Here is a 14580-nt window from a genome sequence, read left to right on the forward strand (position 1 = left end):
TCAACGGTCGGCGACAATGGGACCACCACCCGGGGTGTCCCGGCCGTCGTCCGGCCCGCGCCGTCCCGCCGAGCCCGCATCGCAAGAGGACCTGACTGATGGACGTGACCGACGTCGCTTCCGCCCGGCAACGCCCGGTCGGCCTGGCCGAGCTGGCCCGCATTCCGCTGCGGCGGTGGCGCACGGTGCTCGCCAGCACGGGGCTCGTGCTGCTCGCGGTGGTCGGCTACCTGGTGCTGCTGCCGGCCACCTACACGGCGACGACCGCCGTGGTGGTCCGCGCCGTGGTCACCGACCCCTTCTCGGTGCCCTCCGGCGGCGCCGACCGGGCGGTCAACATGACCGCCGAGAGCGGCATCGCGACCAGCAACGACGTCATCGACAAGGTCGCCGCGATCACCGGGCGGGACACCGAGGACGTGGCGGAGGCGCTCGAGGTGGAGACGCCGGTCGGCGGCCAGTTGATGCGCTTCAGCTATGCCGGGCAGAGCGAGGGCGAAGCGGTGGACGGCGCGAACGGGGGCGCCCAGGCGTACCTCGACCTGCGCCGCGGAATCTACGAGAACCAGCGGGCCGGGGTGCTCAAGTCGTATGACGACACGATCGCCCTGGTGACCACCCAGCGCGCGACGACCCAGAAGTCGCTGCCCGCCAATCAGAGTTCGAGTAACCCGTCGCCGCGTACCAGCGCGCTGCTGGACCAGCTGCGGGCACTCAACGACCAGCTCGCCACCCTCGCCGAGCAGCGTTCCAAGATCGCCTCGGCGGACCTGAGCCCCGGCTCGGTGACCAGCGCCGCCCGCGCGCCGGTGCCCTCCAGCCGCGACGCGGCGCCGCTGATCCTCGCCGCGGGGCTGCTCGGCGGCCTGCTGCTCGGCGGGCTGGTGGCCTTCGTCCGGGAGTCCCTGGACCGCCGGGTCCGCACCGCCGAGGAGGCCAGCTCGCTGGTGGGCGCCCCGCTGCTCGGGACGGTCGGTTGGGAGCGGGCCGGCCGGCCCGCCGAGTCGGACCTGCGCTACCTCGTGCTGGCTCTCGGCAAGTGGGTCGACGGGCCGCAGCGCGCCCCGCTGGTGCTGCTCTCCACCGCCGCCGACGAGGGACGCGAACAGCTCACCGCCGGTCTCGCCGCGGTGCTGGCGCAGGCCGGCCACGACGTACGCCTCGGCACCACCCCGGAGAGCCGGGACCGGATCCGCCCGCTGCTGCAGGACGCCCAGCGCCGGCATCCCGCCGTCGAGCCGGCCCGCGCCCCGGTGCCGCGACCCCGGCCGCTGCCGAACACCGCTGCCACGCCCGACCGGGCGACCACCGCCAGCCCCGACGAGACCATGGTCATCCAGGCGGTGCGCAAGCCCCGCCCGTTCCCCACCCAGGATGCGAAGAACGGCGCGGTGTACCGGTCCACCACCACCGAGGCCGACAAGACCGAGGTGATCCCGCGTGCGATGCCGTCGGCGCCCGGCAACTCCGCCTCCGGCGGGGAGCAGTTGCGGATCGGCTCCGGGTCGGTGCGCCTGGTCGAGCTGGACGCGCCGGCCGTCGGACTCACCGTCCTCGACGCGCCCCCCGCGCTGCACGACGAGCGCGGCGTCCGGGCCGCCCGCGAGGGCCGGGCGGTGCTGGTGACGGCCCGGGACCGCACCCACACAGGTCGGCTGGGCCAGCTGGTGGAGCGGCTGCGCGCCGTCGGGGTGGAGCCGGTCGGTCTCGTGGTGACGGGGGAGAAGCGTGACTGACCGGGGCCGGCCGGAGCACCCGCCGGTGACCGTCGTGGTGGCCACCCGGGACCGGCCCGGGCTGCTGGAGCGGGCCGTCCGGGCGGTGCTCGACCAGGACTATCCCGGGCCGGTCGAGTGCGTGGTGGTGTACGACCACACCGACATCCGGCCGCTCGACCTCGAGGTGCCCGCCGGCCGTACCCTGCGCTACGTCAACAACACCCACCGGCGTGGCCTGCCGGGGGGCCGCAACACCGGGGCGGACGAGGCGACCGCCGACCTGATCGCGTTCTGCGACGACGACGACTTCTGGCTGCCGGCGAAGCTGCGCCGCCAGGTGGAGCTGCTGGCCTCCCGCCCCGACGCGGCGGCCGCGAGCTGCGGCATCCGGTTGGAGGGCCCGGGCATCGCCAAGGAGCGCCGCCTCGACCGGGCCGAGGTGGGCCTGCCCGACTTCGTCGAGGACCGGGTCATGGAGGTGCACTCCAGCACCGTCCTGGTCCGGCGCTCCACCTGGGACGCGGTCGGCCCGGTCGACGAGGAGCTGCCCGGCGGCTACGGCGAGGACTACGAGTGGCTGCTGCGGGTGGCGGCGCACGGCCCCGTGGTGATCGTGCCCGAGGTGCTGGTCGTGGTGGACTGGCACGGCGGATCGTTCTTCTTCGGCCGCTGGGCGATGATCGTCGAGGCGACCCGCTACCTGCTGGACAAGCATCCCGAGCTGGCGGGCAGCCGGACGGGGCTGGCCCGGCTGCACGGCCAGATCGCCTTCGCGCTCGCCTCCGGCCGCCGACGCCGGGAGGCGGTGCGCGAGCTGGGCCGGGTGCTTCGGCTCAACCCGCGCGAGAAGCGGGTGCTGGTCACCGTGCCGGTGGTGCTGGGGCTGCTCTCCGGGGAGCGCGTGCTGCGCCTGGCCCAGCGCCGGGGGCGGGGTGTCTGACCGGCGGCCCGGGGTGCGCGCCGCGCCGCCCGGGCCGCCGCCGCTGCCCACCTGGCCGCTGCTGGCCATGTTCGGCCTGGTGCCGCTCTGGTGGGCGCTCGGCGCGTTCTATCTCGGCTGGACGGTCTTCGGAGTCGTGCTGCTGGCGCTGCTGGTCACCCGGGGACGGGTGGCGTTGCCGGCGGGCACCGCGACGTGGCTGGTCTTCCTCGCCCTGGTGCTGCTCAGCGTCACCCGGCTGGACCGGGTCACCGCCTACCTCACCTTCGGCCTGCGCTTCGGCTTCCTGCTCACCGCCCTGATCGTCTGCGTGTACGTGTACACCCTGGTCCGCGAGGGTGTCCCGTGGGACAAGGTGCTGCGCCCGCTGGGCTGCTACTGGCTGGCGGTGGTCGCGCTTGGCTGGCTGGGCGTGCTGATGCCCACGTTCGCCCTGACCACGCCGGTGGAGATGCTGCTGCCGGGGAACATCTCCGGGGAGCGGTTCATCCAGGCGCTCACCCACGTCCGGGCCAACGAGTTCAACCCGGTGTCCCGGAACCCGATCTACCGGACGGCGGCGCCCTACCCGTACACCAACAACTGGGGAACGGCGTACGCGCTGCTGGTGCCCTGCGTCCTGGCGTACCTGACCTCGGTGCGGACCGGGCGGTTCCGGGTGGCGCTGATCGTGTCCCTGCCGCTGTCGCTGGTGCCGGCGTTCATGACCCTCAACCGGGGGATGTTCCTCGGCCTCGGCCTCGGCCTGTGCTACCTGGGCCTGCGCGCCCTGGTCCGGGGCAACGCCCGGCTGATCGCCTCGATCGTCGGGCTGGTGCTGCTGGTCTGGGTGGTCAGCCTGGTGGTGCCGGTGCAGGAGCTGATCGACGCCCGGGTCAGCACCACCGACACCAACGTCGACCGGATGGACCTCTACGTCCGTACCTGGCAGGCGGTGGAGCGCTCGCCGCTGCTCGGGTACGGCGCACCGAACAGCGTCGACACCACCCTCGCCGAGGAGCCGCTGGGCACCCAGGGCATGGTCTGGCAGGTGCTGTACAGCCACGGCATCCCGGCGCTGCTGGCGTTCCTGCTCTGGATGGTGCTGGTCGCGAAGCGGCTCGCCGCCGCGGTCTCCCCGGCCGGCCAGTGGCTGAGCACCATCCCGGTGATCGCCCTGGTGGTGATCCCGGTCTACGCCTACATCGATCCGAACATGTCGATTATTTTCTTCGCGGCGGGGGCGGGGCTGGCGGCGGTCAGCGGGCCGGTCAACCGGCCGGGCTCGGCGCCGGCCGCCGGTGCCACCCCACCGGTGGCGGCACCCACGGCCCCGCCGGTCCGCGCCACCGGGGCGGCCGCCGTCCCGGCGCGGGCCACCGCCGCCGTCCCGCCGCCCGCCCCGGCCGAACCGCTGGTCGCCCGCGCTGCCGTGCCGGCCCCGAGGGTTGACCCGGAGCGGACCGGTGCGCCGGTGACCGCGTCGGCGTCCGTGCCGAGACCGGCGGGCCCGGTCGATGCGGAGACGACCCGTCCCTCCGGGCCCGGTCCGGTGCCGGAGCGGACCGGTGCGCCGGTGACCGCGTCGGCGTCCGTGCCGAGACCGGCGGGCCCGGTCGATGCGGAGACGACCCGTCCCTCCGGGCCCGGTCCGGTGCCGCAGCGGACCGGTGCGCCGGTGACCGCGTCGGCGTCCGTGCCGAGACCGGCGGGCCCGGTCGATGCGGAGACGACCCGTCCCTCCGGGCCCGGTCCGGTGCCGCAGCGGACCGGTGCGCCGGTGACCGCGTCGGCGTCCGTGCCGAGACCGGCGGGCCCGGTCGATGCGGAGACGACCCGTCCCTCCGGGCCCGGTCCGGTGCCGCAGCGGACCGGTGCGCCGGTGACCGCGTCGGCGTCCGTGCCGAGACCGGCGGGCCCGGTCGATGCGGAGACGACCCGTCCCTCCGGGCCCGGTCCGGTGCCGGAGCGGACCGGTGCGCCGGTGACCGCGTCGGCGTCCGTGCCGAGACCGGCGGGCCCGGTCGATGCGGAGACGACCCGTCCCTCCGGGCCCGGTCCGGTGCCGGAGCGGACCGGTGCGCCGGTGACCGCGTCGGCGTCCGTGCCGAGACCGGCGGGCCCGGTCGAGCCGGGCAGGACCGGCCCGGTGGAGCCGGCGCGGGCCCCGGCGCCCGGGGCCCCCGGCGCACCGGCGCCGACGCCCGCGCCGTCCGGGGCGACACCGTCCGGTGTGCCGTCGAGCCGGCCCACGCCGCCCGCGGCGCAGCCGGTCGCCGGGCGTGCGGTGGTCGCGCCGACCGCCGTGCGACCCGAGGCGGCCGTGGGCCACGCGCCGCAGCCGGCCGCCGCGCGGGGCGTGGACGCGCCGACCGTGATCCAGCCGGTACGTCGGGACCCGGCGGCGGGCCGGGCCGATCCCGGCGCCGGGGCGCGACCGCTGGTCCGCGAGCAGTCGCCCCCTGCGCAGCAGCCGGCGGCCCGGGTGCCCCGGCAGATCGGACCTCCCGAACCGGCGCGGCCCGAACCGGCGCGGCAGGAGGTGGCCACCCCGCCGATGCGGGTGCCGGCCGGGCGGCCGGAGGAACCGGTCGCGGGCGGCGAGGGGGAGCGGGCATGAGTCAGCCGGGCACCGGGACGTCGCCGGCGACGGCGGTCGCGCCGCCGGTCCACCGGGACGCGAACGTCTCCGCCGTGACCTGGGGCGGGCCGGGGGAGTCGACCGGGCCGGGCGAGGTTCGGCGCAGCGCCCGCAGCGGCGCGGTCGGGCTGGCCGGCGCGGCCGTAAACGGCGCGCTGGGTTTCGTGCTGACCGTGGTGATCGTGCGCGGCTTCGGCGCCGCCGGCTCCGGCGCGCTCTTCACCGCGATCGGGGTGGTCTCCATCCTCGGTGCGGTCTGCTGCGCGGGCGCCGACACCGCCCTGGTCTGGGCGATGCCGCGTCGGCGCGCCGGGGCCGGCGGCGCCGCCGCGCGGCTACTGCCGGTGGCGCTGCTGCCCGTGCTGCTGCTCAGCGCCATCGTCGCCGTGGCGGGCGCGCTCGCCGTGGACCGGCTCGCCCCGGTCCTGTTCGACAGCCCCGACGGGCCGGCGCTGCTGCGGCTGGCCTTCCTGGCCCTGCCGGCGACCGTCGCGATGACGGTGCTGCTCGCGGCCGTACGGGCGGTCCGACCGGTGGCCGCCGTGGTCGGCATCCAGTACGTCGGGGTGCCGCTGGCCCGGCCGGCCCTGCTGCTCGCGGCGGTGGCGGCGGGAGCCGGCGTCGCGGTCGGCTTCGCCGGCTGGCTGCTGCCGGTGATCGCCGCCGTGGTGGCCGCCGCCGTGCTGCTGGTCCGCCCGCTCGGCCTGCTCGGCGGCGCGCGGCTGCGCCCGGATCGGGCGGACTGGCGTACCCTCTGGGGTTTCGCGCTGCCCCGCGCGGTGTCGGCGGCGATCGACGCGAGCAGCATGTGGGTCGGGGTGCTGCTCACCGCCGCGCTGGCCGGTGCGACGCAGTCCGGCGTCTTCGGCGCCGTGGGCCGCTACGCGCTGGCCGGACTGCTGATCATGCAGGGGCTGCGGGTGGCGGTCGCGCCGCAGCTGTCCCGCCTGCTCGGGCAGGGCCGTTCCGCGGACGCGGCGCTGGTCTACCGGCGGGTCACCATGGTGATCATCATGCTCTCCTGGCCGGCCTACCTGCTGCTCGCCGTCTTCGCGCCGGCCTTCCTGAGCCTCTTCGGCGACGGCTTCGCCGCCGGCGCCACCCCGCTGGCGGTGCTGGCCGGCGCCATGATGGTCAACTCCGGGGTCGGCATCGTGCAGACGATGCTGCTGATGAGCGGCAACAGTCGCCGCCACCTCCAGGCCACCCTGGTGGGCCTGACCCTCACCGTGGGCCTGGGCGTGGTGCTGATCCCCGACCACGGCGCGCTCGGCGCCGCGTACGCGTGGACCGCCGGCATCGTCGCGGAGAACGTGCTGGCCGCGCTGGCCGCCCGGGTCGCCGTCGGGGAGCCGCTGCTGACCCGCTCGGTGGGGCGGACCGCCGCCGCGGTGGGCGGGGGCGCCGCCGTGATCGCGCTGCTCAGCGCCCTGCTGGCCGGGCGCGGTGTCGCCGGCCTCGCGCTGGCCCTGGCGGTGCTGGCGGTCACCGTCGCGGGGCTGCTGACGAACCGGCGGGTCCGCCGGACGGTGCGCGCCGCCGTGACGATGCTCCGGCCTCGACCGGCGTGAGGAGAGGGGAACGATGACGATCCGCGACCGGCTCAAGGGTGCGGTGCCGCGCCAGGTCACCCACCAGGTGCGCAGCTCGCTGGTGCGCTACGGCGAACGGACCGCCGACCGGCGGCCGCTGCCGGACTTCCTGATCACGGGAACCAAGCGCGGCGGCACCACCTCGCTCTGGCGCTACCTGCTGGAGCACCCCCTCGTGCCTCGGCTCTTCCCGGCCTGGAACACCAAGACCTCGCACTACTTCGAGGAGAACTGGGGACGCGGCGAGACCTGGTACCGGTCGCACTTCCCGACCGAGCGCCAGCGCCGGGCGCTGGAGAAGCGGCACGGCGGGCCGGTCCGGGTCGGTGAGGCCGCCCCGCTGTACATGTTCCACCCCCTCGTCCCGCAGCGGGTGGCCGACCTGCTGCCCGACGTGCGGCTGATCTTCCTGCTCCGCGACCCGGTGGAGCGGGCGTACTCGCACTGGAAGGAGCGGCGCACCGAGGGCAGGGAGCCGCTGGACTTCGCCGAGGCGCTGGCCCGCGAGGAGGAGCGGACGGCGGGGGAGCGGGAGAAGCTGATCGCCGACCCGACCTACTTCAGCGAGGCGTACGACTGGTACACCTACCGGGCCCGGGGCCGCTACCTGGAGCATCTGGAGCCGTGGCTGGCCCGCTTCGACGCCGGGCAGCTGCTCATCCTGCCCAGCGAGACGCTCTACGCCGAACCGGCCGCCACCCACGCCCGGGTGCTGGACTTCCTCGGCCTGCCGCCGCACCGGCTGGCGACGTACGAGGCGCACAACCACCGGCGCAGCAGCAAGATGGACGAGGGCGTGCGGGCGGAGCTGAGCGAGTACTTCGCGCCGTACAACGCGGCGCTGTCGGAGCGCCTCGGGATGCGTTTCGACTGGTCCTGACCGACGCCGGTGACCTGCCCCGCGGACGTCCGCGTCCGCAGGGCGGGACGCGCCGGGCACGGCGTCGCGGCGGGTACCGGGCGTGACAGACTGACCGCTGTGTTGCGCTGGCTGACTGCAGGTGAATCGCACGGTCCCGCCCTGGTGGCGTTGCTGGAGGGCGTCCCCGCCGGGGTGACGGTGACCTCCACCGACATCGCCGGTGAGCTGGCCCGGCGCCGGCTCGGCTACGGCCGCGGCGCGCGGATGTCGTTCGAGCAGGACGAGGTCGAGATCATCGGCGGGGTACGGCACGGCCGCACCCTCGGCAGCCCGGTGGCGATCCGGGTCGGCAACTCCGAGTGGCCGAAGTGGCGGACGGTGATGGCCGCCGACCCGGTCGACGCCGACGAGCTGGCCCGGCAGGCCCGCAACGCGCCGCTGACCCGCCCCCGGCCCGGCCACGCCGACCTGGCCGGCATGCAGAAGTACGGCCACACGGACGCCCGGCCGATCCTGGAGCGGGCCAGCGCCCGGGAGACCGCGGCGCGGGTCGCCGTCGGCACGGTCGCCAAGGCCCTCGTCCGGCAGGCGCTCGGCATCGAGATCGTGTCGCACGTGGTGGAGCTGGGCCCCGTCGCCGCCAAGCCGGGCCTGCGGCCCCGGCCGGAGGACGCCGAGCGGATCGACGCCGACCCGCTGCGCTGCCTCGACCCGGAGGCCAGCGCCCGGATGGTCGCCGAGGTCGACGCCGCGAAGAAGGCCGCCGACACCCTCGGCGGCGTGGTCGAGGTGCTGGCGTACGGGGTGCCGCCGGGCCTGGGCAGCCACGTCCAGTGGGACCGCAAGCTCGACGCCCGGCTGGCCACCGCGCTGATGTCGATCCAGGCCATCAAGGGCGTGGAGATCGGCGACGGCTGGCAGCAGGCCCGCTCCCGTGGCTCGGAGGCGCACGACGAGATCATGCCGACCGCCACCGGTGTCCGCCGGGTCACCGACCGGGCCGGCGGCCTGGAGGGCGGCATCACCACCGGTGAGCCGCTGCGGGTCAAGGCGGCGATGAAGCCGATCTCGTCGCTGAACCGGGCCCTGGCCACCGTCGACGTGACCACCGGCGAGCCGGCCACCGCGATCAACCAGCGCTCCGACGTCTGTGCCGTTCCGGCGGCGGCGGTGGTCGCCGAGGCGATGGTCGCCCTGGTGCTCGCCGAGGCGGCCACCGAGAAGTTCGGCGGCGACTCGGTGGCCGAGATCCGCCGCAACCTCGACGGCTACCTCGACGCGCTGGTGATCCGGTGATCGGCCGGGCGACGCCGGGGCGGAGCGTGGTCCGGTGACGAAGCCGCTCTGCGTGCTGGTCGGGGCGCCCGGCTCCGGAAAGACCACCATCGGTGAGAAGCTGGCGGCGCTGCTGGGCGTCGAGTTCCGCGACACCGACACCGACATCGAGCGGCTCGCCGGCAAGCCGATCCCGGAGATCTTCATCGACGAGGGGGAGGCGCACTTCCGTACCCTCGAACGGGCCGCGGTGGCGGCGGCGCTGGCCTCGCACGGCGGTGTGCTCGCGCTCGGCGGCGGCGCGGTCCTCGCCGAGGAGAACCGCGCCGCGCTGGTCGGGCACACGGTGGTGCACCTGTCGGTGGAGCTGTCCGACGCGGTGAAGCGGGTCGGGCTGGGCGCCGGCCGGCCGCTGCTCGCCATCAACCCCCGGGCCACCCTGAAGTACCTGATGGACCAGCGCCGTCCGCTCTACGCCGAGGTGGCCACCGCGACCGTGGTCACCGACGGGCGCACCCCGGCGGAGCTCGCCGGCGAGATCGCCGCCCTGCTCAGGCCCTGATCCGGGCGGGTCAGCCCCGGGCGATGGTGTCGAGCAGGTCCGCGAGGGCCTTCGGCTCGCTCAGCATGGGCCAGTGACCGGTCGGCAGCCCGTGCAGCTCGGCGCCGGCGAGCCCGGCGAAGAACGGGTGACCGTCGTCGATCATCGCGCCGACCACCTCCAGCGGGAAGGTGCACGCCACCAGCGCGGTCGGCACCGGCCGCCCGCCGGTGCGCCGCACCGGACCGGTCGCCGCGCCCAGCGGATGCCCGGTGGACCGGCGGCGCAGCAGCGCCAGCGCGGCGTCGTCCAGACCGGCCAGGTTCTGTGGGTCCTCGGCGGGTTCCCAGGCCGGCGGCGGCAGCAGGTGCCCGTCGCTGATCAGCGCGCGCAGCCGCTCCTGCTCCTCCGGCGGGTTGCAGTCGAACTGGGACACTCCGTCGGGCAGCGGTCCGCTGTCCACGTAGACCATTCGGGCGATCCGGTCCGGCAGCCGGTCGGCCGCCTGGGTCACCGGCATCCCGCCGCCGGAGTGCCCGACCAGCACCACCTCGCGCAGCTCCTCCGCCTCGATCAGTGCGGTGAGGTCGGTGGTGTGCGTCTCCAGGTCCACCTGCGGGCCGGCCAGGTGCGCCCGCTCGGCCACCCCGGTCAACGTCACCGGGTACACGTCGTGGCCGCGCCGGCGCAGGTCGGCGGTCACCTCCCGCCATGCCCAACCGCCCAGCCAGAACCCCGGCACCAGCACGAACGTCGCCATCTCGGATCTCCCTTTCTCGATGTCCCCGGACACCGTAGGCTCGAATCCGGACGAGTTCCGCCCGGTATCGTGAGGTGGCCCGTGTCACATCCCGCCGGTCGGGTGCTGGCGATGCTCGAACTGCTCCAGAGCCACCACCGACTCACCGGCGCCGAGCTGGCCGACCGGCTGCGCGTCGACGAGCGGACGGTGCGCCGCTACGCCACCACCCTGGCCGACCTCGGCATCCCGGTCACCGCCGCACGCGGCCGGTACGGCGGCTACCGGCTGCGCCCCGGGTACAAGCTCCCGCCGCTCATGCTCACCGACGACGAGGCGGTGGCGGTGCTGCTCGGCCTGGTCGCGGCGGAACGGCTCGGGCTGGGCACCGAGGAGCCGGCCACCGTCACCGCCCTGGCGAAGATCCGGCGGGTGCTGCCGGCGCCCCTCGCGGAGCGGCTCGCCGCCGTCCAGGACCACCTCGGCTTCACCCTGCGCCGCACCGACCCGGCGCTCCGACCGGCTGCCGGAACGCTGCTCACCCTCGGCGCGGCCACCCGGCAGCGGCGCCGGGTGACGCTGGACTACCGCTCCTGGAGGGGGGAGCCGTCGCGGCGGCAGGTCGACCCGTACGGGCTGGTCTTCCACGCCGGCCGCTGGTACGTCACCGGCCACGACCACCTCCGGGAGGAGGTCCGCACCTTCCGGCTGGACCGGATCGGCGCGGTCACCACCGGCCCGGAGACCTACGCCGTGCCGGACGGCTTCGACCCGGTGGCCCAGGTGACCCGGTCGCTGGCCGGGGTGCCGTACGCGCACACCGTCGAGGTGCTGTTGGAGACCGACCTGGCCGCCGCCCGTCGCCGCGTCCCGCCCAGCGTCGCCGAGCTGACCGAGGTCGCCGACGGGGTGCTGCTGCGGGCCCGCGCCGAGCACCTCGACGGGATGGCGCAGCTGCTCGCCGGGCTGGGCTGGCCGTTCACCGTGCTCGCTCCCGACGCGCTGCGCGACGCCGTCCGCGCCCACGCGACCCGGCTGGCCGGCTGGGCCGACCGGGCCGCCCCCAGCAGCGGAGCGGCTCGGTGAGGTGATCCCTTCCAGCACCAGTTCGGCCCCGGCGCCCTCCGACCGACGGCTCCCGACCAGGCCGGGGCCGAACGGCCGCTACCCGCCGTCACTGGGGCGGGCACCGGACACCCCAACGAGCCTGATACCTCAGAGGCATATTGATGCCTCTGAGGTATCACGCTTACTCAGCCAACCGCCTTCCGGCGCCGCCGACGACACGCACCCAGCCGATCATGAATCGCTCACGCCGGCCGGGATCGGGGGCGGCGGGACGGGCGCGCCGGGGCGCTGGGCGCCAGGTGGCCAGCAGGGCCAGGGCGAGCAGGAGTTCGGCCAGGTCGCCGCCGTAGTACATCAGCGTCGCCGCCGCCCGGAGCTGCTCCGCCGGCGCGGCGGTGTCGACCAGGCCGGCGTACATCAGTTGGGCGAGGGTGGCGTGCGCGGCCACCGACAGCCCCAGCACCACCAGGCGGACGGGCACCCCGGGCCGGTGCGGGCCCGGGTCGGGGCCGGCGATCGCCCAGCAGAAGAGGTATCCGCTGGCCAGAAAGTGCAGCAGCACCAGCGCGTGCAGGCCCGGGTTGCTCTGGACGGTGCGGTGCAGCGGGGTCAGGTGCAGCAGGTAGAGCCCACCGGCGGTGAGCAGCAGGCCGGTGACCGGGTGGGCGAGGGTCCGCGCCACCGGGTGGCGCAGCAGCCGCAGCGCCGCGCGTCCGGTGCGCCGGCGTACCGTGCGCAGCGCCAGGGTGCCCGGCGCGCCGAGCACCAGTCCGAGCGGCGCGACCATCCCGACCAGCAGGTGCTGCCACATGTGCCCGACCAGGTCGTGGCCGGGGACCACCACGGCCACCGCGAGCAGCGCGGCGCCCGCGCCGAAGCTCGCGGTACGCCAGTGGCTCCACCCGCCGTGGTCGCGCTGCCGCAAGGCGGCGGCCAGGTAGACCCAGAACAGCACCGGCGGTACGAGCAGCAGCGGGCCGACGACGGTCGGCGCGTGTGCGGTCATCGCCGGTCGGCGCAGGTGTCCACCACCGTGGCCCGCCGCTGCACCGCCCAGCCCACCGCGATCAGCGCCACGCCGAGCAGCAGGAAACCGATGTCCCAGGCGGTCTGGTGCGGTCCGCCGCGGACGTGGTGGATGCCGAGCAGGTGGTGGTCGACCACCCCCTCGACCAGGTTGAACGATCCCCAGCCGACCAGCGCCCAGCCCCACAGGGCGGGGGAGCGCCAGAGCCGGCCCCGGGACCGGGTGACCCGGGCGTACAGCAGGGCCAGGCCGGTGAGCACCGCGATCCAGGTGACGACGTGGAAGAGCCCGTCCCAGAGGGTGTTCATCTCCAGGCCGGGCACGGTGTCCACCGGATACGCCCGGAGCCCGAGGTTGTCGCTGCCGGTGCTGCTGAGCAGGTGGTGCCACTGGAGCACCTGGTGCAGCAGGATCCCGTCGACGAGCCCGCCGAGCCCGACGCCGAGGATGGTGGCGGGCAGCCGGATGTCCGCGCCGTCGATCGTGCCGGCCATGGGCCACCTCCGCCGTCGTGGGTCGGTCGTTCCGCCGGTGCCCCCGCTGCGCCCGGCTAAACGTCGGTCCCGGCCGGCGCGTCCCCGGCGCCATCAGGTGGACAGCGCCCGTCCGGGGCCCGCAACTGCACTAGGCTGCGCTGCGATGGACGAGGTGACCCGGATTCCGGTCGGCGGCGACCAGCCGTACGACGTACTGGTCGGACGTGACCTGCTCGCGCCGCCGCCGCGGCTGCTGCCCGGCGCGGATCGGGTGGCGGTGCTGTACGCCGCCCCGCTCAAGGGGCTGGTCGACGCGTTCGGCGAGCAGTTGCGCGCCGTGGGTGTCGCCCCGCTGCCGATCGAGGTGCCCGACGCCGAGGCGGGCAAGCGGATCGAGGTGGCCGCGCACTGCTGGGACCGGTTGGGCGAGGCCGGCTTCACCCGTACCGATGCGGTGGTCGGGGTGGGCGGCGGCGCGGTGACCGACCTGGCCGGCTTCGTCGCGGCCTGCTGGCTGCGCGGGGTGCGCTGGGTGCCGGTGGCGACGTCGCTGCTCGGCATGGTCGACGCCGCGGTCGGCGGCAAGACCGGCGTCAACACCGCCGCGGGCAAGAACCTGGTGGGCGCGTTCCACCCCCCGGCCGGGGTGATCTGCGATCTGGCCACGCTGGACAGTCTGCCGCCGGCGGATCTGGCCGCCGGGCTGGCCGAGGTGGTCAAGTGCGGCTTCATCGCCGACCCGGTGATCCTCGACCTGGTCGAGCGGGACCCGGCCGCCGCCACCGATCCCCGCGGTCCGGTGGCCCGGGAGCTGATCGAGCGGGCGATCCGGGTGAAGGCCGACGTGGTCTCCGGTGACCTGCGCGAGTCGGGGGTGCGGGAGGTGCTCAACTACGGGCACACCCTGGCGCACGCCATCGAGAAGGTGGAGGGCTACCGCTGGCGGCACGGGCACGCCGTCGCCGTCGGCACCGTCTACGCGGGCGCCCTGGCCCGGCTGGCCGGACGCCTCGACGCGGCCACCGCGCAGCGGCACCGCACCGTGCTGGCCGCGCTGGGCCTGCCCACCAGCTATCCGGCCGAGGCGTGGCCCCAGCTGCTGGCCACCATGCGGGTCGACAAGAAGGCGCGGGGGAGCACGCTGCGCTTCGTGGTGCTGGACGGCCTGGCCCGGCCGGCGATCCTGGAGGGCCCGGACGACGAGCTGCTGCACGCCGCCTACCGGGAGATCTCCTCGTGAGGGTGTACGTGCTCAACGGCCCGAACCTGGGCCGGCTGGGCTCCCGGCAGGTGGACGTGTACGGGGTCACCAGCTACTCGGACCTGGTGACGCTCTGCGTCGACACCGGCCGCGAGCTGGGTCTGGACGTCACCGTCCGGCAGACCGACGCCGAGCACGAGCTGCTCGGCTGGCTGCACGAGGCCGCCGACGAGGGTGCGGCGGTGGTGCTGAACCCGGCCGCCTGGTCGCACTACTCGATCGCGGTACGGGACGCCTGCGCGATGCTGCGCGCCCCGCTGGTCGAGGTGCACATCTCCAACATCCACGCCCGGGAGGAGTTCCGGCACCACTCGGTGGTCTCCGCCGTGGCGACCGGGGTGATCTGCGGCCTGGGCGTTGACGGCTACCGGCTCGCCCTGCGCCACCTGGCGACCCGCCTCGACGCGGGGGGCGGCGGGTCGGCCGGCGGCCAGTGGCCGAGTGGACGCAGCTAGTAGACT

General features: G+C 75.5%; 13 protein-coding genes. 10 read left to right on the top strand and 3 right to left on the bottom strand.

Annotated elements, in window-relative coordinates; genetic code table 11:
• Positions 1-98: 98 nt before the first annotated feature.
• From V6U79_RS25275 to V6U79_RS25305, 7 genes are all read left to right on the top strand, one after another.
• On the top strand, positions 99-1736 hold the full coding sequence (locus tag V6U79_RS25275; RefSeq protein ID WP_334531854.1) for a lipopolysaccharide biosynthesis protein: 1638 nt from the start codon (positions 99-101) through the stop codon (positions 1734-1736).
• Positions 1729-2658: a glycosyltransferase family 2 protein gene (locus V6U79_RS25280; RefSeq protein WP_334531857.1), complete on the top strand. Its 930-nt coding sequence runs from the start codon at positions 1729-1731 to the stop codon at positions 2656-2658. Before V6U79_RS25275 ends, V6U79_RS25280 begins: the two co-directional genes overlap by 8 nt.
• Positions 2651-5257, top strand: coding sequence for an O-antigen ligase family protein (locus V6U79_RS25285; RefSeq protein ID WP_334616062.1), 2607 nt, complete (start codon positions 2651-2653; stop codon positions 5255-5257). Before V6U79_RS25280 ends, V6U79_RS25285 begins: the two co-directional genes overlap by 8 nt.
• Complete coding sequence (locus V6U79_RS25290) at positions 5254-6849, top strand: lipopolysaccharide biosynthesis protein (RefSeq protein WP_334531862.1); 1596 nt, start codon at positions 5254-5256, stop codon at positions 6847-6849. Before V6U79_RS25285 ends, V6U79_RS25290 begins: the two co-directional genes overlap by 4 nt.
• A gap of 13 nt (positions 6850-6862) precedes the next feature.
• Positions 6863-7750: a sulfotransferase domain-containing protein gene (locus V6U79_RS25295; RefSeq protein ID WP_334531865.1), complete on the top strand. Its 888-nt coding sequence runs from the start codon at positions 6863-6865 to the stop codon at positions 7748-7750.
• Between the two features lie 99 nt (positions 7751-7849).
• The gene (gene aroC, locus V6U79_RS25300; protein ID WP_334531868.1) at positions 7850-9028 is read left to right on the top strand and encodes a chorismate synthase; all 1179 of its coding nucleotides are present in this window, start codon (positions 7850-7852) and stop codon (positions 9026-9028) included.
• A gap of 34 nt (positions 9029-9062) precedes the next feature.
• On the top strand, positions 9063-9569 hold the full coding sequence (locus tag V6U79_RS25305) for a shikimate kinase (RefSeq protein WP_334531869.1): 507 nt from the start codon (positions 9063-9065) through the stop codon (positions 9567-9569).
• A 10-nt stretch (positions 9570-9579) separates the two neighbouring features.
• Here the strand turns inward: V6U79_RS25305 and V6U79_RS25310 are convergent, their stop codons facing one another.
• Positions 9580-10308, bottom strand: coding sequence for an alpha/beta fold hydrolase (locus V6U79_RS25310; protein ID WP_334531872.1), 729 nt, complete (start codon positions 10306-10308; stop codon positions 9580-9582).
• Positions 10309-10389: 81 nt separating this feature from the next.
• Here V6U79_RS25310 and V6U79_RS25315 point away from each other — a divergent pair, with 81 nt between their 5' ends.
• Positions 10390-11373: a helix-turn-helix transcriptional regulator gene (locus tag V6U79_RS25315; protein ID WP_334531875.1), complete on the top strand. Its 984-nt coding sequence runs from the start codon at positions 10390-10392 to the stop codon at positions 11371-11373.
• A gap of 163 nt (positions 11374-11536) precedes the next feature.
• Here V6U79_RS25315 and V6U79_RS25320 read toward each other — a convergent pair whose 3' ends face one another.
• Positions 11537-12361, bottom strand: coding sequence for a cytochrome c oxidase assembly protein (locus V6U79_RS25320; protein ID WP_334616063.1), 825 nt, complete (start codon positions 12359-12361; stop codon positions 11537-11539).
• Positions 12358-12876, bottom strand: coding sequence for a DUF2243 domain-containing protein (locus V6U79_RS25325; RefSeq protein ID WP_334531881.1), 519 nt, complete (start codon positions 12874-12876; stop codon positions 12358-12360). Before V6U79_RS25325 ends, V6U79_RS25320 begins: the two co-directional genes overlap by 4 nt.
• Positions 12877-13021: 145 nt before the next feature.
• Here V6U79_RS25325 and aroB point away from each other — a divergent pair, with 145 nt between their 5' ends.
• Both aroB and aroQ read left to right on the top strand, forming a co-directional pair.
• The gene (gene aroB, locus V6U79_RS25330; protein ID WP_334531884.1) at positions 13022-14098 is read left to right on the top strand and encodes a 3-dehydroquinate synthase; all 1077 of its coding nucleotides are present in this window, start codon (positions 13022-13024) and stop codon (positions 14096-14098) included.
• The gene (aroQ, locus tag V6U79_RS25335; RefSeq protein WP_334531887.1) at positions 14095-14574 is read left to right on the top strand and encodes a type II 3-dehydroquinate dehydratase; all 480 of its coding nucleotides are present in this window, start codon (positions 14095-14097) and stop codon (positions 14572-14574) included. The genes aroB and aroQ overlap by 4 nt, the downstream gene beginning before the upstream one ends.
• The last annotated feature ends 6 nt before the right edge of the window (positions 14575-14580 follow it).

Source organism: Micromonospora psammae, assembly GCF_036902725.1.
Lineage (GTDB): Bacteria > Actinomycetota > Actinomycetes > Mycobacteriales > Micromonosporaceae > Micromonospora.

What these genes read in the sequence shown, in the direction of transcription:
- V6U79_RS25275 (WP_334531854.1), top strand. Translation starts at nt 99, where the DNA reads ATGGACGTGACCGACGTCGCTTCCGCCCGGCAACGCCCGGTCGGCCTG.
- V6U79_RS25290 (WP_334531862.1), top strand. Translation starts at nt 5,254, where the DNA reads ATGAGTCAGCCGGGCACCGGGACGTCGCCGGCGACGGCGGTCGCGCCG.
- V6U79_RS25295 (WP_334531865.1), top strand. Translation starts at nt 6,863, where the DNA reads ATGACGATCCGCGACCGGCTCAAGGGTGCGGTGCCGCGCCAGGTCACC.
- V6U79_RS25310 (WP_334531872.1), bottom strand. Translation starts at nt 10,308, where the DNA reads ATGGCGACGTTCGTGCTGGTGCCGGGGTTCTGGCTGGGCGGTTGGGCA.
- V6U79_RS25320 (WP_334616063.1), bottom strand. Translation starts at nt 12,361, where the DNA reads ATGACCGCACACGCGCCGACCGTCGTCGGCCCGCTGCTGCTCGTACCG.
- V6U79_RS25325 (WP_334531881.1), bottom strand. Translation starts at nt 12,876, where the DNA reads ATGGCCGGCACGATCGACGGCGCGGACATCCGGCTGCCCGCCACCATC.
- aroB (WP_334531884.1), top strand. Translation starts at nt 13,022, where the DNA reads ATGGACGAGGTGACCCGGATTCCGGTCGGCGGCGACCAGCCGTACGAC.